Genomic DNA, 25,025 nt, shown 5'->3' with positions numbered 1-25,025 from the left:
CGTGTTATGAAAATGGTAACGTACCTGTAGGTAACGAAAGGTTACCCTGTAATCCGCCGCTATGAATAAAAAGAACGTTACTACCCTGCGGGATAGTATGTGATTGTATCATTTGTTCCATAGCATAAAATGCTTTGCCTGTGTACACAATATCTAATGGTAACTGATATTGCTGCCAGCATTGTTTAATATAGTCAATTAATAGTGCAGGATGCTTGCCATACCCCCCAAAATGGTAAGCATGTTGTATGGTAAATTCAGCTGCTTCCTGCCCGGTGAGTAATTTTTTTACCTGTTGCTCCAATTCCATATTGCCTTTCATGGCGCTAATACCTATTACCTGCTGGCCTGCATGCGCTGCCCTTATTATACCGGCAAGCATGGTGCCTGTTCCCGTAGCGGCAACTATATGTGTATATTTTTCTATATGCGATGCCAGGTGCAGAATACTTTCTGCACCATGAGCGCCTTCTACACCATATCCTCCTTCATTTATCCAGTAGTATGCGGGATGTTGCTGTTGTATGGCTTCTTTGTTTTTGTAAGCTTCCCGGCTGATGTAACACAATTCCATGCCATAAGATTGCGCCGCTAAAAGTGTGTGGGAGAGCACTGCAGGCTTTTCTCCTCTTATAAAACCTTTACAGGGAATTTGTAACAGGTGGCAGGCGAAAGCGGCGGCTACAATGTGATTTGACCAGGCTCCGCCAAAGGTGGCTATAATTCTGGCATTATATTGGGTGGCCTCGTGCAAGTAATATTGGAGCTTAAACCATTTATTACCACTTATTATAGGGTGTATTAGATCTACTCGTAATACATCTACCATGCAATTATGGTGAGCAAAACCGACTGTGTTAACTGGTTGAGTAATAACCTGGTTAAAATCTAGGTAGTCTGCTGTAATGCTGTTAAATTTAATATTGGACACTTAAATCGTTTCAATTAGTTTCGCAAAGTTTAAAAAATAATCTTATGCAACCCACACTCGTGATACTGGCAGCTGGAATGGCCAGTCGTTATGGCAGCATGAAGCAAACAGAATCCTTCGGACCTGGAGGAGAAACCATTATGGATTATTCCATATATGACGCTATCCGCGCAGGTTTCCAAAAGGTAGTATTTATTATACGGGAGGATTTTGCTGACAACTTCAAAGCCATTTTTGAGCCTAAGCTGAAGGGTAAAATAGAGACAGCTTATGTGTACCAGAAGCTGGATGCTTTTACGGGTGACAGAGAAATACCTGCTGAAAGAACTAAACCCTGGGGAACCGGTCAAGCTATTTTATGTTTAAAAGGCACCGTGAATGAGCCATTTGCTGTAATTAACGCAGATGATTTTTATGGAGCTGACGCCTTTGTAAAAGCTTATGACTTTTTACTGAAAAAATGTAACAGTAAAGTATTTGCCGTAGTGGCTTACCGCCTGGTAAATACGTTAAGTGATAATGGTAGTGTTAGCCGTGGTGTATTATCCACCGGTAGCAACAACGAAATGCAAGGTGTTACCGAACATACCAAAGTGTTTAAAGAAGGCGATAAAATTGTGTTTGAAGAGGGCGACCGTAAAGGTGAGCTGACTTCCGATACACAGGTGAGCATGAACTTCTTTTGCTTTGGCCCTAATTTCATTGATTTATGTGAAAGCCTGTTTGGTAGCTTTTTGGATGCCAACCTGCAAAATCCTAAAGCTGAATTTTTAATGCCTTATGTGGCTGACCGTTTTATTAAGGATGGCCATGGTGTTATTGATGTAATTACAACAGACGCCAAATGGTTTGGTGTAACCTATAAAGAAGATGCACCGGTTGTGAAAGCCAGCATTGAAGCCCAGGTGAATTCAGGAGCTTATCCGCCTGCACTGTGGCCATAATGAGATAGAAAGATATTGTGTATAAAAAAGCCCCGTTATTAATAACGGGGCTTTTACATAGCTACCAGAGTAACTTAACTTTTCAAAACTTTTTCTGATGGCTTAGTTATATACGTTTACCAGGAACACGCAGTCTTCAATTTCAGCAATCTGCTGTTTGCGTTCTACTCCTTTTAAATTGGAGTTAACTGGTAACTTAATTCTTTTGGCGGTGGTGTCGGCCTTTTTCATTTCATCCAGCATTTGATAAATGCCTTTAGATTTGATAGCGAACACGGCACCTTCGGTTTGAGTTTGTCTTGAACTTAACACACCGATAATTTCCCCGTTTTTATTGAATACCGGGCCACCAGAGTTTCCTGGGTTGGCTGGTAAAGAAATCTGATAACGGTTGGTATCTCCTTCGTAACCGGTACGTGAGCTTAAATAGCCCATATTATATACAATGTCGTTACGTGGGTAACCTAAGGTAAATACTTCCTCGCCCAGTTCAGAACTATTTTTACGTATGCCATAAGGCAGGCGGGCAGCTGTAGTGAAATCTGAATCGTTGATTTTTAATACGGCCAGATCCTGTGCTGCATCAACATAAATAATGCTGGCGCTGTATTCTTTGCCTTTGTTTACCACCAATAAGCCTTTGGCGTCTTTAATAACGTGCGCATTGGTTAACAGGTAACCTTTTGAATCGAGTAAAAAGGCACTACCGCCACCTTTTAAGGTAACACCTTTGGGCAGTTTGCTTTCTACCTCATTTATTTTGCTATCCTGTTGCTGCTGGTTACGCTTAATCTGGTTTATTTCACGTATTAACAGCTTTAGTTCCGACTTGTTGTTATTAGGGGAGAATGCTGTTACCATCCAGCTGATGGCTAAAGCAGTAACACCTGCAATAGATGCCGCAATGCCTGTAACACGTCTGTACTTATGCCAGAACTGAATTACTTTACCCTTTTGAACAGGGGTGCTGTTTTCGTTAATAGCGCCTTTTTCTACCAGGCGGGTATGTGCATCGTGAAGCGACTGTTTTAAATCGCGGTGTTCAGCGTATGCATCCATCTGATGCAGAAACAGTTTATGCTCTACCACCATCTGGTCTATCTCCGGCGTATTTTTACGCAGTTGTTCAAATTCCGCTTTTTCCACTTCGCTCATGGTACCGTTTAAGTACCGCTCCGTTGCCTCAATTAATTGAATATCTTCCATTAATCTCCTATATTATATTGAGCAAAAAATAACTTCTTTAAACGCATCAGGCACTTGTATTTCTGATTCTTGGCATTGTCTGCGTTGGTATATCCAAAAGAAGCCGCTATTTCATTCATGTCCTGCTTTTTCAGGTAGTAGGCTTCCAGAATACCTTTGCATGGTTCGCCCAGGCTGCCTAAAGCCCGCTCCATAATAGCAAATTCTGTATTCCTTTTTTCATGAATGTCCAGGTCTTCTTCTACCGGCACAATATCTTCCAATGCTTCAGACTGTATTACATACCTGCCTGCCTGTTGTAAACGCTTTAGCCATAATCTTCTGCAAACGGAGTAGATGTAAGTTTTTATCTGGCAGGTTAAAACAAATGATTCGCTTTTCGCTTTTTCGTAAAGAGTAATCATTGCTTCCTGAAAAATATCCCTTGCATCGTCGTACGTTCCATTATTGTTCAAAACAAACGCCTGTATCATACCAAAGTTGTCTTTGTATATGGTGTCAACGGCTTTTGTGTCATTATTGGCCAGTCCTTTCAATAAAACTTGTTCGCTGCTCTCGGCTTTCACGTGTTACATATTTTAATACCCGAAGGCGGTAAAAGTAACCCAAAATAAAACCTGAATTTTTTTTCGAAAAAAAAGCAAAAGGCGGGGTTACCTTTTTCCATTACGGGTATAAATATGAAATTATTAAAACATCCTACGATGAAAAAAGTATTATTCGTTTTAGCTCTGGGCGCTTTCGCTGCTTGTGGTTCTGGTGAAAACAAAGAGAACACTGCTGATTCTACTCCTAAAGTTGATTCTCCAGTTGTAGTTGCTCCAGTAACTCCTGACACTACTGTTAAAGCTGCTGACACTACTGCTCCAGTTGTAGCTGACACTACTAAAAAATAATTAGCTTTTAGCTAAAATAGCTACCAACATATATGTCGGCTTGCAGGCATAGGTAGTTATCAAAATTTTTCATATGGCAAGCAATCGTTAGAGGCCGTCCTTATTCTTAGGGAGGGCTTTTTTTTTGCCTTTTTTGAAAAAAAATCTTTTTGAAGGGGGTTACCTTTCTTCAAAAACGGTATAAACATCAAATTTCCTCAAACTAAAAACTTATTTAAGATGAAAAAATTGTTATTCGTTTTAGCGATCGGTGCTTTTGCAGCTTGTGGTTCTGGTGAATCTACTGAAGCTAAAGCTGATTCTACTGCAAACGTTATTGATTCTTCAGCTTCTGCTAAGAAAGATTCAGTAAGCGCTGTAGCTGACACTGTTAAAAAAGCAATCGACTCTTCAGCTGCTGCAGCTAAAGACACTCTGAAAAAATAATTATCGCAATTATTTTATATAAAGGCTTCCTGTAAAGGAGGCCTTTTTTATTTTCTGCCATATGCAAAAAACAGCTGCTTATCTGCTGTCAGGGGTATTTGGAAGGAACATATTATACCAGAGCAGGGGCAGATAACTGCCTGTTAATAAACGAACAATTGTTTATTACCTGCAAAAGAAATTTGGACGGAATTACTTTATACTTACTTTTGAGGAGTAATGATAACAAAAGGCACATACAACTTTTTCTTTTTCTTCTTTTACTACTTTACCCAAAGTAGACCGGGTTGTATTGTCTAAATGAAAATTAAAAACAATCAGCATACACTCCCGGTCTTCAAAGGCCGGGAGTTTTTTGTTTTATGGCACAAAGAATTTCCATACAAGGGTACGAAGGCAGCTTTCACCAGGTAGCTGCAGAGCAATTTTTCGGCAAAGACGTACAGGTAATACCCTGTGCCACCTTTAGGGATGTAGTAAAAATTGCTGCTGATAAAAAGGAGAGTGAAGGCGGAATTATGGCTATTGAAAACTCTATAGCCGGCAGTATTTTACCCAACTATAACCTGCTGCAAAAGAGCAACTTACGCGTTACGGGTGAAGTATACCTGCAAATACAGCAAAACCTGCTGGTGAACCCGGGAGTAACGCTGGAAGATATCAGGGAAGTGCATTCGCACCCGATGGCCATATTACAATGTATTGCTTTCCTGGAAAAATACAACTGGAAGCTGGTAGAAACCGAAGACACCGCTTTAAGCGCCAAACATATTCACCAGCACAAAAACAAGCATGCAGCTGGTATTGCCAGTAAACGAGCTGCCGAACTGTTTAATCTCGATGTGCTGGCTCCTAATATTCATACACTACAGAATAACTATACCCGTTTCCTGGTTTTGGAAAGGGAAGAAGATGCTTTGCCTCCGGTAGCGGATTCCAACAAGGCTTCGGTAAACTTTGAAACAGATCATTCCCGTGGCAGCCTGGCCCGTGTGTTAACGGCTATTGCAGCGGGTGGCATTAACTTAAGCAAGCTGCAGAGCTTTCCTATACCGGGCAGCGACTGGAAATATAGTTTTCATGCCGATATGGAGTTTGATACATTGGATCAGTTCAACACCGTAATTGACACCATGAAGCCGTTGGTAGAAGAGGTGAAAGTATACGGAGTGTATCGTAAAGGCCAAACCGTTTAATGATAATAAAGGTCATCATCCTACAATAATTACTTACTATGATAGCAACTGCAAAAAGGCTGGATGGAATAGGAGAGTATTATTTCTCTACGAAACTGAGAGAGATTGACGAGCTGAATAAACAAGGTAAAAGCATCATTAACCTGGGCATTGGTAGTCCTGATTTACCACCGCATCCGGATGTGATAAAGGTGTTACAGGAAGAAGCTGCGAAGCCTGGTGTGCATGGTTACCAGAATTATAAGGGCTCTCCCATCTTGCGCAAAGCGTTTGCCGATTGGTATCAGCAGTGGTATGGTGTGGCGTTAAATGCAGATACAGAAGTGTTGCCGCTGATAGGTAGCAAGGAAGGTATTATGCATATATGTATGACCTATTTTGAAGAAGGCGTGGCAGTGTTGGTGCCTAATCCTGGCTATCCTACTTATTCCAGCGCGGTGAAATTATCGGGTGCAACGCCCGTGTATTACAACCTGGAAGGAGAAAATAACTGGATGCCCGATTTTGACAAACTGGACGAACTGGTGGCACAATATGCGCAAGCGCCTTTTAAAGGAGTGCGTGGCCTGTTTGTAAACTATCCGCATATGCCTACAGGGCAATTAGCTACGCCTGAATTGTGGCAGCAGCTGGTGGCTTTTGCTGAAAAACACGACATTCTTATTATACACGACAACCCGTATAGTTTTATATTAAATGACAAACCTGCCAGCATGTTAAGTGTGGAAGGTGCTAAAAACAGGGTTATTGAGTTAAACTCGTTAAGTAAGAGCCACAATATGGCGGGCTGGCGCTTAGGTGTGTTATGCAGTGCCAAAGAGCGTATTGAAGAGGTGCTACGTTTTAAAACGAATATGGACAGCGGCATGTTTTTGCCCATGCAACTGGCGGCTGCCAAAGCTTTAACGTTGGGTGCCGACTGGTATAATGAAGTGAATAAGGTGTACAGGGCCAGAAGGGAAAAGGTATATGAAATGCTGGATGTGTTGCAATGCACTTATTCCAAAGACCAGGTAGGCTTGTTTATATGGGCTGCCATACCAGCGGGAGAGAAAGATGGTTATGCTGTTAGTGATAAGGTGTTATATAATAATAATGTGTTTATTACCCCTGGTGGCATTTTTGGCAGCAACGGGGATAAGTATATACGGATAAGTTTATGTGGTTCTATTGAAAGATTTGAGGAAGCTATTAAGCGTATAAAACAATAAAAAAAGTGGTTGTCGCACCTGTTTTTGGGTAGCAGAGTTCCACTTTACAAAGATTTAACGATTAATTTTTCCTTTAACATTTTATGAAATCTTAAGGTATTGATTAATAATTAGCGACTGTCAATTATGGTAATAACAGTAACAGGGATAGGATTAATCGGTGGGTCAATGGCGCTGGCCTTGAAGGAAAAGGGCTTTGCTATGCGTGTTATTGGTGTTGACGCCAATGCCGAACACTGTAAGCAGGCTCTGGAGTTGGGTTTGGTAGATGAAATTGCTACGCTGGAAGCTGCTATTCCGCAATCGGACCTTATTATTCTGGCTGTGCCGGTAGGCGTTTGCCTGCAATTATTGCCAACCGTAATGGGGCTTATTACCAGCAAACAGGTGGTAATGGATGTAGGCAGTACCAAGGCGGGAATTGCTGAAGTAGTGGCTGACGCTGCTTTAAGGGGCCGGATGGTGCCCACGCACCCTATGTGGGGTACGGAATACAGCGGTCCTGCGGCTGCCGTAAAAGAAGCTTTTGTTAAAAAAGCGACTGTTATATGTGATAAAGAGAAGTGCGACGCAGATGCGCTGGCACTGGTAGAAAAGGTGTACGGCGTGCTGGGAATGCACATTGTGTATATGAATGCGGTGGCTCACGATGTGCATGTGGCCTATATCAGCCATATTTCGCATATCACCTCTTTTGCCCTCGCCAACACGGTTTTGGAGAAGGAAAAGGAAGAAGATGCCATTTTTGAGCTGGCCAGCGGTGGTTTTGAAAGCACGGTGCGCCTTGCCAAAAGTAACCCGGCTATGTGGGTGCCTATTTTCAGGCAAAACCGCGATAACGTGCTGGACGTGCTGAATGAGCATATTGCCCAGCTGCGAAAATTTAAGGCTTGCCTGGAAAAAGAGAACTACGAATACCTGCAGGAATTAATAGAAAATGCCAATAAGATAAGGAAAGTGCTAAATAGAGGGTGAATGGGTTACCTTTGCGGCAAATATTGAATTTCATGACAACATTTGCAGAATTGGGATTGGACGAAAGACTGGTAAAGGCTACCAGTGAATTAGGTTACGTCAATCCCACGGCAATACAGGAAAAGGCTATTCCTGTATTATTAGGAGGCACTACAGATTTTATTGGTCTGGCGCAGACAGGTACGGGCAAAACAGCAGCATTTGGATTACCGCTGCTAAATGTGATTGATGCACAGGCTAAACACCCGCAGGCGTTGGTGGTTTGTCCAACCCGCGAGTTATGTTTACAGATAGTAAAAGAAATAGAGCTCTTTAAAAAACATATGACAAGCGTGGCTGTAACGGCTGTATATGGAGGTACCTCCATCGGCCTGCAAATACGTGATTTAAAAAGGGGTGTTCAGATTGTGGTGGCAACGCCAGGCAGATTAATTGATCTGATTGAGCGTAAAGCTATCAACCTGGAACAAATTAAATATGTGGTACTGGATGAGGCTGATGAAATGCTGAACATGGGTTTCCAGGACGACATTGAATTTATTCTGAAGAACACACCTAAACGCGAAAGTACCTGGTTATTTAGTGCTACCATGCCGCCTGAAATTAAGAAGGTGAGCAAGCGCTACATGAACGATCCTGTAGAAGTGCAGGTAGGTAAGGTGAACACTGCTAACAAAAGCATCGATCACCAGTATTTTGTAGTGTCGGCGCAGCACAGGTATGAGGCTTTAAAGAGATTGATTGATTTTAACCCTGGTATTTACGGTATCATTTTTACCCGTACCAAGGCCGATGCTCAGGAGATCACGGAAAGGTTAACACGCGAAGGATATGATATTGATGCGTTACATGGCGATTTAACCCAGGGCCAGCGTGATAAGGTAATGGGGCAGTTCAGGGATAAAACCCTGCAGTTGCTGATTGCCACAGACGTTGCGGCAAGAGGGATAGACGTACAGGGTATTACACACGTTATCAACTTTGAATTGCCTGATGACGTAGAAGTTTACACACACAGAAGTGGCCGTACAGGTCGCGCGGGTAACACCGGTGTTTGTATGAGCATTGTACACAGCAGGGAATTGTTTAAGCTGAGACAAATTGAGAAAATTGTGCAGGCTCCTTTCCATAAACTGGAAATACCATCTGGTAAGGATGTTTGTCGCAAGCAGTTCTTTTCTTTCATGGACAGATTACTGCAAACGGATATCAGCCATGGCGACTACGAAACGTATGTGCCTATGCTGGAAGAAAAGTTTGCCGATGTAACCAAAGAGGAAGTGCTGAAGCGTGTGGCAGCTATGGAGTTTGACCGTTTCCTGAAATACTACGAAAATTCTGCCGATCTGAACGTAAGAACAGAAGAAAGAAGAACCCGTGGCAGAGATGGAGCCAGCGGACCTGTAGCAGGCGGCGACAGAAGAAGAGAAAGCCGTGAAGGTGGTGTTCGCAAGGAGTTTAACAACAATGGCGATTTTACCAGATTGTTTGTGAACCTGGGTACCAAAGATGGTTTTTACAAGGCTAGTTTTTTACAGTTTATCCTGGATATGAGCGATTTAAGAAAGGATGTACTGGGTAGAATTGATATGAAGGAGATGAACAGCTGGGTGGAGATTGACAAGCGTTCTGCCGGACAAATGATTAAGGCAATCGACGGTAAAAACTATAAAGGAAGAAGAATTAGAATGAACGACGCTAACAGTCGTTAAGATAGATTAAGTTGAATGGTTGACTTATGGTCAGGGTCGGCCAGGTTCAATCTTAATCGATATTAACCTGTTAGCCCTGGAATATTTTTTAACCATTCAACTTAACAATATATGGAAGCGACAAATGCAACCACCATGAAAGAAGTGGTACAGCAAAAATGGGGAAAACGTCCTTTGATTATTGCAGGACCCTGCAGCGCCGAAACAGAAGAACAGGTGTTGCAAACTGCTACTGAACTGCAAAAGACCGGCAAAGTGGATATTATGCGTGCCGGCATCTGGAAACCTCGTACCCGCCCGGGAAGTTTTGAGGGTATTGGAACCAAAGGTTTACCGTGGTTACAACAAGCAAAAAAAATTACGGGTATGCCTGTAGCTGTGGAAGTAGCTACTGCCAAGCAGGTAGAAGATGCACTGCATTTTGATGTAGATGTTGCATGGATTGGCGCCCGCACTACTGTAAACCCTTTCAGCGTTCAGGAAATTGCGGATGCTTTAAGAGGTGTGGATATTCCGGTACTGATTAAAAACCCTATCAATCCCGATCTGGAATTGTGGTTAGGTGCGGTAGAGCGTATTGCAAAAGCAGGTATCAAACAAATTGGTTTAATCCACCGTGGATTCAGCAGCTATGGTAACACAGAATACCGTAATGCTCCCATGTGGCACCTGGCTATTGAAATGAAACGCCGCTACCCCGAGTTAATGATTATTAATGATCCTTCTCATATCTGCGGTCGCAGAGACATTTTACAGGATGTAGCTCAAAAAGCTATTGATCTGGACTTCGACGGTTTAATTATCGAATCGCATATTGATCCGGATAATGCCTGGAGCGATGCCAAACAACAAATTACTCCTGCCCGTTTAGGCGAAATGCTGGATAACATTACATGGCGTAAAGAAGATTCTTCTTCTGAAGAATACCATGCTGCATTGGAAAAACTGCGTCAGCAAATTAATCACCTGGATGACGAACTGATGCAAATTCTGGGTCAGCGTATGAAGGTGGCTGAAAAAATTGGCCAGTACAAAAAAGACAACAACATTACCATCCTGCAAACCAACCGTTGGAACGAGATCCTGGAAAGGGCTTATGCCAAAGGTGATAAGCAAGGTTTAAGCAAAGAGTTCATTACCAAGTATTTTGATGCTGTTCACATGGAAAGTATCAATCATCAGAACCGGATTATGAACGCCTAAAATGACTGGTACAAAATCCTTTATATACGTACACGCCTTGTGGGCGGTAAAAGATAACCAGCCATTACTTTCGTTGCCTGTGCGCAAAGTTTTGTTTGTGCACACGCAGCAGGAAGCGAATGCCAAAGGCATTCAGCTTGTTACCATTAATGGAGTAGCCGATCATATTCACTGTTTGTTTAAAATGATGCCTGTACAAAATCTGTCGGGCATTATTAAACAGCTGAAAGAGATGACTGCTTTCTGGTTAAATGAGAATAAATTGCTGCTACAGCCATTTGAATGGAACGAACACTATGCAGCTTATTCTGTAAGTCCCACTACCATAGATAAGGCATCTGATTACATTTTGAAGCAGGAACAGTTTCATGCCGGCAAAACGCTGGAACAGGAACTGGAAGCGTTTGATAAAATGAATGCGCATTTATGACCACTAAGAAAATTACCTTCTCTTCGCAAACGGTTAACTATTATTTTGATGCTTCGCTGGATAAGCTGGCTGAGTTAACCAACCCGGACAATACTTTTATTATTACTGATGAAAATGTGTTTGCCAAACATAAACGCAAGTTTACCAACTGGCGCACTATTGTATTAAAGGCAGGCGAAGCTTATAAAGTACAGGCCACTGTTGACTCTGTAATTGATCAGTTAATTGAATTGGGAGCCGATCGTAAATCGTGCCTGGTAGGTGTAGGTGGAGGTGTAGTAACTGATATTACAGGATATATTGCCAGCATATACATGCGGGGTATACAGGTAGGCTTTGTGCCTACTACCATACTGGCTATGGTAGATGCTTCCATTGGTGGTAAAAACGGTATTGATGTAGGTATTTATAAAAACATGGTAGGCCTTATAAGGCAGCCTTCGTTTTTGCTGTACGATTACTCTTTATTAAAATCGCTGCCTAAAGAAGAGTGGGTGAATGGGTTTGCTGAAATTATTAAACATGCCTGTATTAAAGATGCCGCCATGTTTAAGCTATTGGAAGAAAACAAACTCACTGCTTTTCAAAAAGACAAGGTATTGCTGAACCAGCTGATTCAGCGAAACGCGTTGCTGAAATCGAAAGTGGTGCAGCAGGATGAGTTTGAACAAGGTGATCGTAAACTACTCAACTTCGGACACACGCTGGGACATGCCATTGAAAACAGCTACGAGTTATCTCATGGCCAGGCAGTAGCGCTGGGCATGGTGGTGGCTGCTGCTCTTTCTGCTGAATATAAAAAGTTTAAGGAGGTAGAAAAGCTGGTAAGTATGATTCAAAAGTATGGCCTGCCTGCTTTTGCTGAATTTGATGCCGTAAAAGCAATGCAGGTAATGCAAAGCGATAAAAAGCGTGTAAAAGGTGTGATACATTATGTGTTGCTGGAAAAAATTGGCAAAGGAGTAGTTACTCCTTTAACTCCGCAACAAATTGAACCTATTGTTAAAAAGTTAGCCCAACCTTCCAAATAAGAATAATGGATATAGTTACTATACAACCTTCCACAGTTACAGGTGCAATTACAGCGCCTGCTTCTAAAAGCTCTATGCAACGTGCCTGTGCGGCTGCCCTGGTAAGAAAAGGCGAAAGCATTATTGAAAACCCGGGTCATTCTAACGACGATAAAGCAGCGCTTACCGTGATACAGGCTTTGGGAGCTACTATTGTATCTGCTGATGAAGAAGAGCTGGTGGTGAACAGCAAAGGTGTGCATGCTGTAAACAGCGTAGTAAACTGTGGCGAAAGTGGTTTAGGTATTCGCATGTTTGCCCCATTGGTAGCATTAAACCCTAACCCCATTCGTATTGAAGGGCAGGGAAGCCTGGTAAACAGGCCTATGGATTTCTTTGATGATACATTGCCACGTTTAGGCGTAGATATCCAGTCGAACGACGGCAGGCTGCCCCTGGTAATAAAAGGTCCTTTGCAACCGCGTAATATAGAAATTGATGGCTCATTAAGCTCTCAGTTTTTAACAGGGTTGTTAATGGCTTATTCCGCAGCCAAGGCCAGCAATGTTACGATTGTAGTACATGATTTAAAAAGTCGTCCTTATATAGACCTCACTTTAAAAGTGATGGAAGATTTTGGATTGGTGGTTCCTGAAAACCACAATTACGAAGCTTTTTATTTTCCACCATTAGAAGAAGAGGAGGAAGATGAATCGCCTTTATATTATACTGTAGAAAGTGATTGGAGCGGTGGTGCTTTTCTGCTGGTAGCAGGTGCTATTGCAGCGGAAGGAAGAATTGTAGTAAAAGGGCTTGATCCGTATTCTACACAGGCCGACAAAGCCATACTACAGGCTTTAATGGATACAGGTTGTTTGTTAAGTGTGCAACAGGATAGTATTGAAATAGGCCCTTCTTTAAAAGCAGATTTACAGCCGTTTCATTTTAATGCTACTGATTGTCCTGACCTGTTTCCGCCTTTAGTGGCATTAGCTGCCTATTGTAATGGTACTTCTGCTATTGAAGGGGTTAGCCGTTTAACACATAAAGAAAGTAACCGTGCTTTAACCTTACAGGATGAGTTTGGTAAAATGGGTGTGGAAGTGGTGCTACAGGGCGATCTGATGCTGGTGAAAGGAGGAGAAGGCGTGGATGGTGCAACAGTACACTCCCGTCACGACCACCGTATTGCTATGGCTTGTGCGGTAGCAGCTTTACAGGCAGAAGGAGAAACGGTGATTGAAGAAGCAGGTGCCATTAGTAAATCTTATCCTGACTTTTACGAGCACCTGCAAAAGCTGGGTGCGGCGGTAAAAATAGAAGGGTAAATCTATTTATTCACTTTACATTCCTCCGGGGAGGGTTTAGTTATGAATTCATTTGGTCGCATTTTTAAAGTAACGATATTCGGAGAATCTCACGGTGAAAGCGTGGGTATTAACATAGATGGCGTTCCTGCCGGTTTGCCCTTATCAGTAGATGATTTTCTCGCTGATATTGAAAGACGCAAAGGTGGTACCCAAAAAGGAACTACACCACGTCAGGAAACAGACTTACCTATTTTTAAAAGTGGCGTATTCAACAATATTACTACGGGTGCGCCTTTGACTATATTATTCGAAAACAATAACACCCGCAGTGGCGATTACCAGAAACAGCGTGCCGTGCCCCGTCCGGGACATGCCGATTTTGTAGCCGGTAAAAAGTTTGGTGGCTATGAAGATTTCAGAGGTGGCGGCCATTTTAGCGGGCGCCTTACAGTTTGCCTGGTGGCGGCTGGTGTTATTGCCAAAAAATTACTGGCTACTTTAGATATCAGCACTGCTGCTACTATATTGGAAATTGGTGGTGAAGCTGACCTGGAAAAGGGTTTGCAAAAAGCCATTGATGCCAAAGACAGTATTGGTGGTATTGTAGAGTGTCGTGTACAAGGATTGCCTGTTGGATTAGGAGAACCCTTTTTTGACAGCGCAGAATCGTTGCTGGCACATGCTGCATTTGCTATTCCTGCGGTACGTGGTATTGAATTTGGTACCGGCTTTGCATCTGCCCGTATGTTTGGCGTGGAGCATAATGATGCCATTGCAGACAGCACCGGTAAAACGGTTACTAACCACGCAGGTGGTATAGTAGGTGGCATTACCAATGGTAATGAAATGGTGTACCGTATAGCTATCAAGCCTACTTCTTCTACTCCTAAAGAGCAGCATACCTGGAATAGTGAAACAAATGAAGTGGAAACCTTCTCCGTAAAAGGGCGCCATGATTTGTGTATAGCGCTTCGCGTACCTGTGGTGCTGGAAGCCGTTACTGCTATGGTGTTTACAGATCTGTTATTATTGGAACAAAGAATTGGCAGGGTTGTAAAACAGGCGTAAGAATGACTTGCTATCTGGTTATTACCAGTTGATATAATACTAAAGCGGCTTAATGCCGCTTTTACTTTTTTGTATGCTCATTGTATTTTTTTGAACCCGCAAAGACGGGGTTACTGCTTCTGTAAATCTTCAAACGAAAGATCTAATAAGGCAAAATTGCCCTTAGTATAGTAGTAATGCCACCATTCAGTGGCCAGGGCAGTAAATCCATGCTGTTCCATTACTTTTTTCAGTAAAGCCCTGTTTGCCAGTGTGGTACTATCCAGTTGCGCGTAATTATGATGTGCCCTTTCGGTAAAATCGTCGAATGGGGTGGGCATTGTTAAATTTTCTCCCGTTTTTATATTGGCCAGTGTTATGTCTACGGCTATTCCCCTGTTATGGCCACTTCCTTTGGCGGGGTTGGCCGCATATCTTTCGTCTGGCACTATTTCCCACATTTTTTCTGTAATCGAATAAGGTCGGTAGGCATCGAAAAAACGCAGGCTCAGGCCCTGCGTTGCCAGCTGCAACTGAATGTTTTTTAATGCCTTAGCCACAGGAAGGCGAACGAAAGCTTCCGGGTGGTTGTATAATACCGTTTTGGTAAAATTGCTGGTGGTGGCATATTGCCAGTCTGTTAACAGTGGCGAAACATAGTTTTTGAGGGCCACCATTTTATTATTGCTGTCTGCAACTACTGTTTGGCGGTAGGCTGTTAAAGTGTGGATAACGGTTAATCCATACCTGTTTTGTGGTATAGTATTTGGCGTTTGGGCGTAAGTCTGTGTAAAAAACAGTACTAAACTTAACAACGGTATACAGGAAGATTTGGTAAATTTCATAATCTGTAATGTAGAGTAGTCAATTGAAATAGGACCATCCGGTACCTGAATCCTTTTTTAAACAGGTTTACTAAAGCTATACAATGCTGCGGTAAACCAAAAACTAAAACCCCCTACGGATGAAGAAAAAAAGTATTATTCTTTTGCTGTGTATGGTATGTACTATACACGCCTGGTCAAGCCCCGACACTACCGCTGCTGCCCGTCAACCAGAAGGCAGTCAGAAGAAAGACAACGATAAAGAAAATGTGGTATATGGTGTCGCCAGCTTTTATAGTAAAAGCCTGGAAGGCACTAAAACGTCAACCGGTGAAACCTTCCGTCACCAGAAAATGACAGCCGCCAGCAATAATTTTAAACTGGGTACCTGGGTAAGGGTCACCAATCTCCGCAATGATAAAACAGTAATTGTGCGTATCAATGATCGCATGCATAAAAAGATGGCAAAGAAGGGGCGGGTGGTTGATCTGTCGTACAGTGCCGCCAAAAAACTGGCATTTATTAGCAGGGGAGTGGTAAAGGTGAAAGTAGAGGCAGTGCCTAAAGGAACAGAAGAATAGCGGCTGTAAATTATAAACAAAAAGCCCCGCGTTTTGCGGGGCTTTTTGTTTTACCGGGTAGTACCTGGTTTTTTATATACTGCTTTTGGTTGTTGGCTTTGTGGTAAAGTTGCCGGAGGGTTACCGGAAGGCTTATTTACCGGAGGTTTGGCCGGAAGCGGTGCCCCACTGGGAGCTGTTCCGCCATTGTTGGGTGAAGGAGCGCTTTCGTATCTGTTCTCTTCTCCTGTGTTCGCCGGTGGCACCTGCTCGTCTCCGCCATAATCACCAGAGTTGCCATTTACACCACCACCATCTTCGCCTTCGTTAATGGAGTCGGTAGAACCGTTCCAGTTATCAAAAATCAGCTCGTTGGTCATTACATCAGGCTTCGCAAAGGTTGATTTGGTATCTATACTCAGCGATTTGTCTTTTGATGCTTTCTCATAGAAATAAGCCCATATAGGTAAGGCCACAGAAGAACCTTGCCCCATAGCGGTGCTGGAGAAACGGATGAAACGGTCGTCACAACCTGTCCATACACCACCCAGCAGTTGCGGGGTATAACCCATAAACCAGGCATCACTGTTATCGTTGGTAGTTCCGGTTTTACCGGCAATATCACCGGTTACATCGTAACTCCACATACGGCGGCCGGTACCATATTTCATTACCTGCTGCATCATGCTGATAACAGAGTAAGAGGTTACCTCGCTGATCACTTCCTTACGTTGCGGTATAAATGTTTCCAGCACATTACCGTTTTTGTCTTCAATACGGGTAATGTACATGGGCTTTACGTTAAAACCTCTGCCCGGGAACATGCTATATGCCTGCATCATTTCATACAATGAAATTTCTGCGCTACCCAGTGCAATAGAAGGGAATGGTTCTATTTTGGTTTGGATGTTACACTCTTTTAAGAAATTCACAAACCTTTTAGCACCATCATTTCCCTGCGGGCCTAATTGTTTCATGATATAAGCGGTGGCGCAGTTTTTAGAAAGTGCCAGCGCTTTAAACATAGGCATGGTTTGGCCGCTACAGCTGGCTGTGGTAGCAGGCACCTGTCCGTAACTGCCAAAGCTTTGCTGAACGTCTTCTACCATAGTATTAGGCGTAAAGCCGTTGTCTTCAATAGCAAGGCTATACAATAAAGGCTTCATAGTACTACCTACCTGCCTTTTGGTATTAATGTTAACGTGGTCGTATTTGAATGTTTTAAAATCAACACCACCCACCCATGCTTTTATTTCCCCTCTTAACGGGTCCATGGCCATAAAACCGGCCTGTAATATCTGGCGGTGATATTTGATAGAGTCGTAAGGAGTCATGATAGTGTCTATATACCTGTTGTTATTCCAGGCAAATACACGCATCGGTATTTTTTCAAAGAAAGTTTTGCGTATCTCCGCATCAGAAGGGGGATTGGGATCTCTAGCGGCATTTTTCCAACGGTCAGATTGTTTCATGGCCGCTTCCAGTATGTTTTCATGTCCTTTCCATACCGATCCGCTTTTGATATCACTTTGAGAAGACAATACCTTTTGCATAGTACTATAATGCTTGGCTAATGCTTCTTCGGCATATTGCTGCATGATAGGGTTGATGGTGGTATATATCTTTAACCCATCTTTATACAGGTTGTAGTTATCGCCGTTGCTCTTTTTATGCTCTTTACACCAGGCTTTCATATCCTCACCCAGCACCATGCGGAAGTAAGGCGCAATACCAGAGGTTTCATCCATCTTTTTATAATTGATGGGGTTGGGTTTTTTCTTTAATCCATCTGCTTCGGCTGATGATAAAACACCGTTACGCACCATCTGGCTTATTACCACGTTTCTTCTTTCCAGTGCCTGTTTAGGAAAACGGCGCATATTGTATACACCACCTTTCAGCATACCTACCAGCATAGCGGCTTCTTCTACGCTTAAACGGTCAGGCTCTTTCTGATAGAAGGTTTTGGCTGCGTTGCGGATACCAAATACGTTATCACCAAAAGTTACGGTGTTCAGATACAGGGTGATGATTTCGTCTTTGGTAAAGTTGCGTTCCAGCTTAATAGCAATAATGCTTTCTTTGATTTTCTGCAGCATACGAAGCACTATGTTGCTGGTGCTCCAGTTTTGCGTAAACAGGTTTTTAGCAGTTTGCATGGTAATGGTACTGGCGCCACCGCTTGAACCAAAAGAAGATAAAGCCCTGCCTAACGAGCGCGGATCTACACCATTATGCTCATAAAAGCGTTCATCTTCTGTAGCTACCAGGGCATTGATCACATGCTTGCTAATGTCTTTAAAGCCAACATTCACCCGGTCTTCCAGGTAGTATTTGCCCATAAGGGTGCCATCTTCGGCATATACCTGGCTGGCCAGCGAAGCTGTTGGGTTTTCCAGTTCAGAAATGGAAGGCATTGTTCCCAAAGCACCTACGTCAGCTAATACAAATAATAATATCACCGCTGCCAGGCCTATTAAAAACAAACTCCATAATATTTTTATCGACTTCTTCATTACAGGATTTTCTGTTTGTACTGGATTTTTCACAAATTTCAACGCACGAATTTATACTATAACACCGATTAAAACTTATTCGGCAGCGCCAGTTTTAACAATTCCTGGTACACTGGTAAGTTTTGTTTTTCTTCCAGCAAGCCCAGGTTTGACGGGCTAATGATAATAAACTCATACTTTTCGGGTGTTAACCAGGGCAATATCCTGCTTCTGGCATTGGGACGCGCTTTATCTACATATTCCAGGGCCAGAAATGCTTTGGCAAACGGGCCTAATAATATGATAGAAGTGCTATCATTGAGCTTACGGTTGGTCATTGCTATCTTGTCTTTGTAGAAATAAGTGTTGTTATATCTTACAAATGCATTTTTTGCTTCATTTACATAAACCGGGTCCACTTTTTTTAGTAGCACCATTACATATTGCGAATCCTGCTCGTTATACGTGTATTCTTTCAGGGTTACGATAGCTACCGTGTCTACTTTGATAGAAATAGGACGGATAGCTGCCATTACTTTAGCCAGCGAGTCACGCTCAATGTCTTTGCGGGTGCGTGCAATGCCCAGCTGCGATTCGTCGGCCAGTATAGGCAAGTCGTCCTCTTCACGGGTAACCTGTAGTTTGGTCAAATATTCTTCAATCTCCTTACGGCGGCGTAACACATCTATCATAGTGGTGGCTTTTTCGGCCAGGGGAGAAGCGGAATCTTTTTGCAGTGTGGTAAGGCGTTGTATGGCAATACTGTCTTCACGCTGTTTAATGTAATACACGGCTTCTATGTACAGCAATTGTGGCGCCCATTTGGTGGTACCATAGGTACTGTCCGCTGTGTTCTTTTCCTTCTTGGCTTCATCAAAACTGCCTTCGATGAACAGGTCGTAAATATGCTCGTATTTTTTAGTAACGGTATTGCTTTGTTCCTGTTCAGGACTAATTCTACGGTCCAGCATTTGGGCAAACTTACCGTTCGGGAAAGATTGACGTAAAGCAGCCTGGGTAGAATCTTCGCCATACCGGTTATTGCTTCTTCTATAGCAGTAATATAAGTTCAGCAGTACTTCCTCTTTCAAGGGAGAAGCAGGATACCTGCGTAATAGCTCTGTGTAAGCAGCTATGGCCGATGGATAATCCTGTAGCTGGTTCTGGAAGGTTTTACCATTGTCCATCAGGGCTTTGGCTATGGCTTCATCAGAAGTGGCTTTTTTCTCCGGGGTGATAGGCAGTTTGTTGAGCATAGCTTCTGCCGAAAGCGTATCGGTAGTAACAGTTTTTTGTTGTGCTACGCTGTCTTCATCCAAGCCAGCCTGGGCCAGGTTTTTGGCTATCTGGTCAATGGCGGCATTCCGGCGCCAGTTATCAGAATTGGGGCGTTTGCCCCAGGTGGTATTAAACTGGGCAACACCGCTTGCTTTTAACGAAGGATTGTTGAAATACCAATCGCTACTGTTGCTGGTGGTTGCTGCAAACAAATCCTGTGCAGGCATGTTCATCAGCATAGCCGGGTTGCTGTTTTCCGAACTATTATCCTCTTTAGCACCCTGCGCTTTCTTTAAACGCTTAATCTCTTTTTTGATAAAAGCCAGCCGGTCGGCAGCTGGCATAGCGGCCAGTAGTTGTAAACTATCCTGGTTATGTATAGTGGCAACGTTGGCGGCAATGGCATTTAAATAAGGCTTGCGTTGTTGCAAACGTTCTTTATCGGCGGTTTTAGCTAATTGATTTTCTTCTACACTATCATAATAGTTATGTGCCCTTACATAATCCTTACTATCGTAATTGATGTCGCCTAACAACATAAAAGAGCTGCTGCGTTGCATGGCGTTGCTGCTACCAGCACCCTGCACACTTTTCAACAATAGCTTCTGCGCCTGTGTGGTGTCGTGCAGTTCCAGGGTTACCTGTGCGGCAGCATAGTAAATAACATCCCTGTACAGGATATACTTATCTTTTTTAGCCAGTTGTAGTAACTGACGTTGTTTTTGCACCAGGAATGCTTTGTCCGTTTTGCTCATTACTCTGATACCACTAAGGGTGGCATAGGCTTCCTGCACAGGGTTTAATGTGTGTGCAGCGCTTTGCATAAAGTAATAAGTTGCTTGTTCGTTATTTTGTGTAAGCTGGTATAGCTGGGCTATCAGGTATTCTTTCCTGGATCTGTCTTGTTTATTGTGGGTATGTTTTAAGGTGGCGATCAAGTGAACAATGGCACTGTCATATGCCTGTTGTGTATAACACCAATAAGCTATTTCTTCATCCAGCTGGTTATGCAGGCGTGCAGGAAATTGTGGATCGCTCTTTAATATTTCCAGTAAGCTGGCTGCTTCATTTACACGGTTGTAATCGGTATAGGTATGAGCCAGCCATAGTAAGGCTTCGTTTCGGGCGGGGTGGTGTGTAGTAAGCTTTTTATAAATGTTGCGGTGTTCGTTGGTAGAGATGGTGAACAGGCTGTCTGTATTGCTGGCATTGCTTCCTATGGGTATATCGTATCCATCATCTTTAGGAGCAAAGGCATAGTTAATGTATCTGAATACTTGTTGTGCGCTATCAAAATCTTTCCGGTAATAATAAGTTTTGCCTAATAAAAGATAGGCATCATCTATCCAGTCGTTGCGCAGGTCGTGCAGCAGCACAGCGGCTGTGCATTTATATATAATAGTATCAATTTCGTTTTTCTCCTGCGAGGTGGCATCCAGTGTAAAATCGTAAAAGGGAAGCAACTGTGTATAGTCTTCCCTGAAATTACTTCTGGCTCTTGCTAAAAGCGCATTTAATTTATTGGTAGCATTGAAATAGTAATTATAATGCGTAACCATATTCTGATAAATATGGCGTGAGGTGTTAAACTTTCGTTCTTCTGTTTTCTCGGAACCAAGTTTTCTGTTTTCGTATTTTTCCGGCTTATTTAAATAAATAGTAGAGCCTGGCTGGGCATGGACACTAACGGCCAAAACCAGCAGTAGCCAAAAAAAACAGCAGAATTGGAAGAGGGCTCGCTTCATAGTACCGCAAAATCGGTGAAATTATTTTAAAATACAACGGTTAAGTCGTTATCTTTATTACGCTTATTTGAACGCATGGCTAAGATTGAAACACAAACTACCCTACGACGGTTGAGAAATCGCTACAGGCTGGTGGTAATGAATGATGATACGTACGAGGAGGTGGTTACTTTTAAGCTATCGCGCTTGAGTGTATACATTGGAATGAGTGTGATTTTTGTATTGCTGGTAAGTTTTACAGTGGCTTTACTGGTTTTAACGCCCTTAAAATTTTACATTCCTGGTTATGGCAGCAGGCAAAGCCGTACTGAATTACAGGTATTAAAAATAAGAACCGATTCCCTGGAGCAATCTATTCGACTGAAAGACCAATATCTTGATAATATTAGAAAGGTGATGACCGGAAACACATCTATACCCCGAGATACAAACGCAATCAGCGTACCCAAGGCTGAATATCTAAACGACTAAACATCATAAAGCTATGTTTGCCCCTAAAAACAAAGCTGAAGAGCCAGTGATTTCTTCAGGAAAAACCAGTATGATTGGGTCTGGAATGACCATTCAAGGCGAGATTAACAGCCAGAGCGACATTCGTATCGACGGTAAAATGATCGGTAATGTGCATTGCACAGCCAAAGTGGTCATTGGAGTTGATGGTGAAGTTGAAGGAAACGTATTTGCATTGCAGGTAGACATTACAGGCAGGGTAACCGGTAATTTACAGGTGAAAGAGCAGGTGACATTACGCAATAATGCTGTTATCAATGGCGATATTCATACCGGCAAATTATCTATGGAGCCTACTGTAAACTTTAACGGTAAATGCTCTATGCCAGGCGCCACTTCTTCTCAGGTAGTGGAATTATTAACTGACAAAAATGCAACAGTCCAGCAAACGGAAAGAAAAATTGCCGCCGTCGCAGAATAACCATCGTTTATTGTGGTTATATGCAGGCCTGGCTTTTCAATTACTGGCAGCACTGGGAGTAGCGGTGTGGGCAGGTATAAGACTAGACAGGTGGATGGTAGCAAAAGTTCCGTTAATGGTTTGGATATTACCTTTACTGGTAATTATTGCGGTAATTGTTAAGGTGATAAAAGACACAGAACGAAAGTCGAAAGGTGAAAAGTAAAAGTTTATTTTTGACATCAGATTTTTACTTTTCACTTTTTGATTTTTTAGTTTGTATCATGGACCGATTAAAAATGCGCAATACTTTTTTGCCGCTGATAGCCATTTTTGTTATTGTTAATGGATTATGCCTGTATTTCCAGGATAAATTATTGCAACATCAGATTGCGCCTAATGTGGTGCAGGGTGGAAACGGGTTATTATTTCTGCTGGCTACCATTAGTGCCATGATGCACTACCGGGCCCTCAAAGCCGAAAATCCGCATGCCTTTGTAAGAAGCATTATGGGAGCTACTGTGTTGAAATTATTTTCCATAGCAGGTGCGGCTTTAATTTATATCTATTTCTCAGGAAAAGCCAGAAGCAAATATGCCATTATGGTGTGTATGGCATTGTATGTTATATATACTATAGTAGAGGTGGCAGGGGCTTACCGGTTGAATAACGAAAAAAATGGCAGCCGCTGAACACCCTATGCAGGCCCTGGCAGCCTACCTGCCGGAAGGAAGTTTTGATAAAGTAGTACAGTACATTCACAATTATAAAGTGCATCTTACTGTTACCCGGGCACGTAAAACCGTGTTGGGCGACTACCGCCATGCCACGCATGGCAAAAATCACCGTATCAGCATCAACGGTAATTTAAACAAGTACGAGTTTCTCATTACGCTTTTGCACGAGCTGGCACACCTGCTTACGTTTGAAGAGTTTGGCAACAGGGTAGATGCCCATGGCAAAGAGTGGAAAGGTGTTTACAGCAATCTGCTGGTAACATTTGTGCAGCATAAACTGTTTCCGCCGGATATAGAAACTGCCTTGCGCAGCTCCATCCTCAATCCTGCCGCCACAGCCAGTGGCGAAACGGAGTTGCTGCTGGTGTTACGTAAGTATAATGCCCGCCAGCGGGAAGGATATCATTTGCTGGAATCCCTGCCGGAAGGCGCGCTTTTTCAAACAGACAACGGGCGGGTATTTAAAAAGGGAGAAAAGCGCAGGAAAAGATATATCTGCCTGGAAGTGAAAACAGGGCATTTATATACATTTAGCCCTATTAGTGAGGTGAAGGTGTTGGAGGGCTAGGCTAAGAAGTAAAAGCCCGGTATAAATAACCCGCAACAAAAGTTATTAAAGTATAAGCGCAAAAAAGGCCCGAAGCTCAACACTCCGGGCCTTTTCTATAGTAATATACTTGCTACTAAGCAACAGCTTGCTTTACTAAGTCAGCCGCTTCGCTTAACAGGATAGCAGACTGTACTTTTAAGCCACTCTCATCAATCAGTTTCTTAGCTTCTGCAGCGTTAGTGCCTTGTAAGCGAACGATGATAGGAATGTTGATGTCACCCAGTTTGTTGTAAGCTTCAATAACACCGGCAGCAACACGGTCGCAACGAACGATACCGCCGAAGATGTTAATCAGAATTGCTTTAACGTTAGGATCTTTCATGATAATGCGGAAACCAGCTTCTACGGTTTGTGCATTAGCGGTACCACCTACGTCCAGGAAGTTAGCAGGCTCGCCACCGCTTAATTTAATCATATCCATAGTAGCCATTGCCAAACCGGCGCCGTTTACCATACAACCTACGTTACCATCCAGTTTTACGTAGTTCAGGTTAAACTGACCAGCTTCTACTTCAGTAGGATCTTCTTCTGAAATATCACGTAAAGCAGCCAGGTCAGAATGACGCATTAATGCGTTCTCGTCCAGGCTCATTTTACAATCTACTGCAATGATCTTCTCATCACTGGTTTTGAACAGTGGGTTAATTTCTAACATACCACAGTCTAAACCAACGTAAGCATTATATAAGTTAGTAACAAACTTTACGCAGCTTTTCAAAGCTTCGCCGCTTAAGCCCAGGTTAAAAGCAATTTTACGTGCCTGAAAACCTTGTAAGCCGCCGGATGGGTGTACCCACTCTTTGAAAATTTTATCAGGTGTGTTATGTGCCACTTCTTCAATGTCCATACCACCTTCGGTGCTGTACATGATTACGTTCTGGCCTTTAGCACGGTCTAAAAGAATTGACAGGTAAAATTCTTTTACAGGGTTAGGGCCTGGATAGTATACATCCTGAGCAACTAATACCTTGCTTACTTTTTTACCGGCTGGTCCTGTTTGAATAGTTACCAGTGTACCACCTAAAATGTTTTTAGCAATGGTGGATACATCTTCCAGACTTTTACCAACAGCAACACCGCGCTGTTCGCTACCTTCTATTTTGCCCTTACCGCGACCACCGGCGTGTATCTGCGCTTTAACCACAGCAAAGTTGTTGTTTGTCTGTGTTTTAATTTGACGATACGCTTCTTCAGCGGCCATAACGGTATCTACTGCAATGCCTTCCTGTACGGGAACATTGTATTTCTTTAATAATTCCTTTGCCTGGTATTCATGCAAGTTCATACAGTAAAAAATTTGATGGCGAAGATAGGGCAGATGGCGGGAAATGAAAAAAGACATTTTAGTAGTTTTAATACGGATATTTGA

Annotated in this window: 25 protein-coding genes; 18 read left to right on the top strand and 7 right to left on the bottom strand. The window is 42.8% G+C overall.

Going from position 1 to position 25,025, the window contains the following annotated elements; translation table 11 throughout:
• Positions 1 to 4: 4 nt before the first annotated feature.
• Positions 5 to 754 carry a 1-aminocyclopropane-1-carboxylate deaminase/D-cysteine desulfhydrase gene (locus tag FLA_RS21825; RefSeq protein ID WP_231940310.1) on the bottom strand — a complete coding sequence of 250 codons (750 nt, stop codon included), beginning with the start codon at positions 752 to 754 and terminating at the stop codon, positions 5 to 7.
• Between the two features lie 221 nt (positions 755 to 975).
• On the opposite strand from FLA_RS21825, the gene FLA_RS21820 reads away from it, so the two are divergent.
• Positions 976 to 1,875, top strand: coding sequence for a nucleotidyltransferase family protein (locus tag FLA_RS21820; RefSeq protein ID WP_076382512.1), 900 nt, complete (start codon positions 976 to 978; stop codon positions 1,873 to 1,875).
• 102 nt (positions 1,876 to 1,977) lie between these two features.
• On the opposite strand, the gene FLA_RS21815 is transcribed toward FLA_RS21820, so the two are convergent.
• Together FLA_RS21815 and FLA_RS21810 are read right to left on the bottom strand one after the other, a co-directional pair.
• Complete coding sequence (locus FLA_RS21815; RefSeq protein ID WP_076382511.1) at positions 1,978 to 3,081, bottom strand: S1C family serine protease; 1,104 nt, start codon at positions 3,079 to 3,081, stop codon at positions 1,978 to 1,980.
• The gene (locus FLA_RS21810; RefSeq protein ID WP_076382510.1) at positions 3,081 to 3,647 is read right to left on the bottom strand and encodes an RNA polymerase sigma factor; all 567 of its coding nucleotides are present in this window, start codon (positions 3,645 to 3,647) and stop codon (positions 3,081 to 3,083) included. The genes FLA_RS21815 and FLA_RS21810 overlap by 1 nt, the downstream gene beginning before the upstream one ends.
• Before the next feature lie 138 nt (positions 3,648 to 3,785).
• Here FLA_RS21810 and FLA_RS21805 point away from each other — a divergent pair, with 138 nt between their 5' ends.
• From FLA_RS21805 to FLA_RS21755, 11 genes are all read left to right on the top strand, one after another.
• Entirely contained in the window at positions 3,786 to 3,977 is a 192-nt protein-coding gene (locus FLA_RS21805) for a hypothetical protein (RefSeq protein ID WP_076382509.1), read from the top strand.
• 219 nt (positions 3,978 to 4,196) lie between these two features.
• Positions 4,197 to 4,403: a hypothetical protein gene (locus FLA_RS21800; protein ID WP_076382508.1), complete on the top strand. Its 207-nt coding sequence runs from the start codon at positions 4,197 to 4,199 to the stop codon at positions 4,401 to 4,403.
• A 362-nt stretch (positions 4,404 to 4,765) separates the two neighbouring features.
• Positions 4,766 to 5,599 (top strand): prephenate dehydratase, encoded by an 834-nt coding sequence (locus tag FLA_RS21795; protein ID WP_076382507.1) that lies wholly within the window; start codon positions 4,766 to 4,768, stop codon positions 5,597 to 5,599.
• Between the two features lie 41 nt (positions 5,600 to 5,640).
• Positions 5,641 to 6,810 (top strand): pyridoxal phosphate-dependent aminotransferase, encoded by a 1,170-nt coding sequence (locus FLA_RS21790; RefSeq protein WP_096511510.1) that lies wholly within the window; start codon positions 5,641 to 5,643, stop codon positions 6,808 to 6,810.
• Positions 6,811 to 6,936: 126 nt separating this feature from the next.
• Positions 6,937 to 7,785, top strand: a complete 849-nt coding sequence (locus FLA_RS21785) for a prephenate dehydrogenase (RefSeq protein WP_076382505.1) — start codon at positions 6,937 to 6,939, stop codon at positions 7,783 to 7,785.
• 32 nt (positions 7,786 to 7,817) lie between these two features.
• Positions 7,818 to 9,497, top strand: coding sequence for a DEAD/DEAH box helicase (locus tag FLA_RS21780; protein WP_076382504.1), 1,680 nt, complete (start codon positions 7,818 to 7,820; stop codon positions 9,495 to 9,497).
• Between the two features lie 111 nt (positions 9,498 to 9,608).
• Positions 9,609 to 10,700 carry a chorismate mutase gene (locus tag FLA_RS21775; RefSeq protein ID WP_231940309.1) on the top strand — a complete coding sequence of 364 codons (1,092 nt, stop codon included), beginning with the start codon at positions 9,609 to 9,611 and terminating at the stop codon, positions 10,698 to 10,700.
• A 1-nt stretch (position 10,701) separates the two neighbouring features.
• Positions 10,702 to 11,130: a transposase gene (locus tag FLA_RS21770; RefSeq protein WP_076382502.1), complete on the top strand. Its 429-nt coding sequence runs from the start codon at positions 10,702 to 10,704 to the stop codon at positions 11,128 to 11,130.
• Positions 11,127 to 12,161: a 3-dehydroquinate synthase gene (aroB, locus tag FLA_RS21765; protein WP_076382501.1), complete on the top strand. Its 1,035-nt coding sequence runs from the start codon at positions 11,127 to 11,129 to the stop codon at positions 12,159 to 12,161. The genes FLA_RS21770 and aroB overlap by 4 nt, the downstream gene beginning before the upstream one ends.
• Positions 12,162 to 12,166: 5 nt before the next feature.
• The gene (gene aroA / locus FLA_RS21760; protein WP_076382500.1) at positions 12,167 to 13,468 is read left to right on the top strand and encodes a 3-phosphoshikimate 1-carboxyvinyltransferase; all 1,302 of its coding nucleotides are present in this window, start codon (positions 12,167 to 12,169) and stop codon (positions 13,466 to 13,468) included.
• Between the two features lie 42 nt (positions 13,469 to 13,510).
• A complete protein-coding gene (locus FLA_RS21755; protein WP_076382499.1) occupies positions 13,511 to 14,518 on the top strand; it encodes a chorismate synthase in 1,008 nt (335 codons plus the stop codon).
• Positions 14,519 to 14,628: 110 nt separating this feature from the next.
• Here FLA_RS21755 and FLA_RS21750 read toward each other — a convergent pair whose 3' ends face one another.
• Complete coding sequence (locus FLA_RS21750; protein WP_084206542.1) at positions 14,629 to 15,342, bottom strand: M15 family metallopeptidase; 714 nt, start codon at positions 15,340 to 15,342, stop codon at positions 14,629 to 14,631.
• A gap of 119 nt (positions 15,343 to 15,461) precedes the next feature.
• Here FLA_RS21750 and FLA_RS21745 point away from each other — a divergent pair, with 119 nt between their 5' ends.
• Entirely contained in the window at positions 15,462 to 15,902 is a 441-nt protein-coding gene (locus tag FLA_RS21745; protein ID WP_076382498.1) for a septal ring lytic transglycosylase RlpA family protein, read from the top strand.
• Positions 15,903 to 15,952: 50 nt separating this feature from the next.
• Here the strand turns inward: FLA_RS21745 and FLA_RS21740 are convergent, their stop codons facing one another.
• Both FLA_RS21740 and porW read right to left on the bottom strand, forming a co-directional pair.
• The gene (locus tag FLA_RS21740) at positions 15,953 to 18,397 is read right to left on the bottom strand and encodes a transglycosylase domain-containing protein (protein ID WP_084206544.1); all 2,445 of its coding nucleotides are present in this window, start codon (positions 18,395 to 18,397) and stop codon (positions 15,953 to 15,955) included.
• 68 nt (positions 18,398 to 18,465) lie between these two features.
• Entirely contained in the window at positions 18,466 to 21,348 is a 2,883-nt protein-coding gene (gene porW / locus FLA_RS21735; protein WP_144264181.1) for a type IX secretion system periplasmic lipoprotein PorW/SprE, read from the bottom strand.
• Between the two features lie 126 nt (positions 21,349 to 21,474).
• Here porW and FLA_RS21730 point away from each other — a divergent pair, with 126 nt between their 5' ends.
• Genes FLA_RS21730 through FLA_RS21710 form a run of 5 tightly spaced genes read left to right on the top strand, consistent with a single transcriptional unit; the run spans position 21,475 to position 23,614 of the window.
• A complete protein-coding gene (locus FLA_RS21730; protein WP_076382495.1) occupies positions 21,475 to 21,870 on the top strand; it encodes a hypothetical protein in 396 nt (131 codons plus the stop codon).
• A gap of 13 nt (positions 21,871 to 21,883) precedes the next feature.
• Positions 21,884 to 22,330, top strand: coding sequence for a bactofilin family protein (locus FLA_RS21725; protein WP_076382494.1), 447 nt, complete (start codon positions 21,884 to 21,886; stop codon positions 22,328 to 22,330).
• Complete coding sequence (locus FLA_RS21720) at positions 22,281 to 22,535, top strand: hypothetical protein (RefSeq protein ID WP_144264180.1); 255 nt, start codon at positions 22,281 to 22,283, stop codon at positions 22,533 to 22,535. The genes FLA_RS21725 and FLA_RS21720 overlap by 50 nt, the downstream gene beginning before the upstream one ends.
• 58 nt (positions 22,536 to 22,593) lie before the next feature.
• The gene (locus tag FLA_RS21715) at positions 22,594 to 23,001 is read left to right on the top strand and encodes a hypothetical protein (RefSeq protein ID WP_144264179.1); all 408 of its coding nucleotides are present in this window, start codon (positions 22,594 to 22,596) and stop codon (positions 22,999 to 23,001) included.
• A complete protein-coding gene (locus FLA_RS21710; RefSeq protein ID WP_084206541.1) occupies positions 22,988 to 23,614 on the top strand; it encodes a SprT-like domain-containing protein in 627 nt (208 codons plus the stop codon). The genes FLA_RS21715 and FLA_RS21710 overlap by 14 nt, the downstream gene beginning before the upstream one ends.
• Before the next feature lie 115 nt (positions 23,615 to 23,729).
• Here FLA_RS21710 and sucC read toward each other — a convergent pair whose 3' ends face one another.
• Complete coding sequence (sucC, locus tag FLA_RS21705) at positions 23,730 to 24,941, bottom strand: ADP-forming succinate--CoA ligase subunit beta (protein ID WP_076382569.1); 1,212 nt, start codon at positions 24,939 to 24,941, stop codon at positions 23,730 to 23,732.
• Positions 24,942 to 25,025 lie beyond the last annotated feature (84 nt).

The sequence above is a fragment of the Filimonas lacunae genome (assembly GCF_002355595.1).
Classification (GTDB): domain Bacteria; phylum Bacteroidota; class Bacteroidia; order Chitinophagales; family Chitinophagaceae; genus Filimonas; species Filimonas lacunae.
This window is presented reverse-complemented; position numbering and strand designations above follow the sequence as displayed.

Bases quoted from the DNA above. Each gene is read 5' to 3' on its own strand.
- FLA_RS21820 (WP_076382512.1), top strand. From the start codon at position 976: ATGCAACCCACACTCGTGATACTGGCAGCTGGAATGGCCAGTCGTTAT.
- FLA_RS21815 (WP_076382511.1), bottom strand. From the start codon at position 3,081: ATGGAAGATATTCAATTAATTGAGGCAACGGAGCGGTACTTAAACGGT.
- FLA_RS21805 (WP_076382509.1), top strand. From the start codon at position 3,786: ATGAAAAAAGTATTATTCGTTTTAGCTCTGGGCGCTTTCGCTGCTTGT.
- FLA_RS21800 (WP_076382508.1), top strand. From the start codon at position 4,197: ATGAAAAAATTGTTATTCGTTTTAGCGATCGGTGCTTTTGCAGCTTGT.
- FLA_RS21795 (WP_076382507.1), top strand. From the start codon at position 4,766: ATGGCACAAAGAATTTCCATACAAGGGTACGAAGGCAGCTTTCACCAG.
- FLA_RS21785 (WP_076382505.1), top strand. From the start codon at position 6,937: ATGGTAATAACAGTAACAGGGATAGGATTAATCGGTGGGTCAATGGCG.
- FLA_RS21780 (WP_076382504.1), top strand. From the start codon at position 7,818: ATGACAACATTTGCAGAATTGGGATTGGACGAAAGACTGGTAAAGGCT.
- FLA_RS21775 (WP_231940309.1), top strand. From the start codon at position 9,609: ATGGAAGCGACAAATGCAACCACCATGAAAGAAGTGGTACAGCAAAAA.
- FLA_RS21770 (WP_076382502.1), top strand. From the start codon at position 10,702: ATGACTGGTACAAAATCCTTTATATACGTACACGCCTTGTGGGCGGTA.
- aroB (WP_076382501.1), top strand. From the start codon at position 11,127: ATGACCACTAAGAAAATTACCTTCTCTTCGCAAACGGTTAACTATTAT.
- aroA (WP_076382500.1), top strand. From the start codon at position 12,167: ATGGATATAGTTACTATACAACCTTCCACAGTTACAGGTGCAATTACA.
- FLA_RS21755 (WP_076382499.1), top strand. From the start codon at position 13,511: ATGAATTCATTTGGTCGCATTTTTAAAGTAACGATATTCGGAGAATCT.
- FLA_RS21750 (WP_084206542.1), bottom strand. From the start codon at position 15,342: ATGAAATTTACCAAATCTTCCTGTATACCGTTGTTAAGTTTAGTACTG.
- FLA_RS21745 (WP_076382498.1), top strand. From the start codon at position 15,462: ATGAAGAAAAAAAGTATTATTCTTTTGCTGTGTATGGTATGTACTATA.
- FLA_RS21740 (WP_084206544.1), bottom strand. From the start codon at position 18,397: ATGAAGAAGTCGATAAAAATATTATGGAGTTTGTTTTTAATAGGCCTG.
- FLA_RS21730 (WP_076382495.1), top strand. From the start codon at position 21,475: ATGGCTAAGATTGAAACACAAACTACCCTACGACGGTTGAGAAATCGC.
- FLA_RS21725 (WP_076382494.1), top strand. From the start codon at position 21,884: ATGTTTGCCCCTAAAAACAAAGCTGAAGAGCCAGTGATTTCTTCAGGA.
- FLA_RS21720 (WP_144264180.1), top strand. From the start codon at position 22,281: ATGCAACAGTCCAGCAAACGGAAAGAAAAATTGCCGCCGTCGCAGAAT.
- FLA_RS21715 (WP_144264179.1), top strand. From the start codon at position 22,594: ATGGACCGATTAAAAATGCGCAATACTTTTTTGCCGCTGATAGCCATT.
- FLA_RS21710 (WP_084206541.1), top strand. From the start codon at position 22,988: ATGGCAGCCGCTGAACACCCTATGCAGGCCCTGGCAGCCTACCTGCCG.
- sucC (WP_076382569.1), bottom strand. From the start codon at position 24,941: ATGAACTTGCATGAATACCAGGCAAAGGAATTATTAAAGAAATACAAT.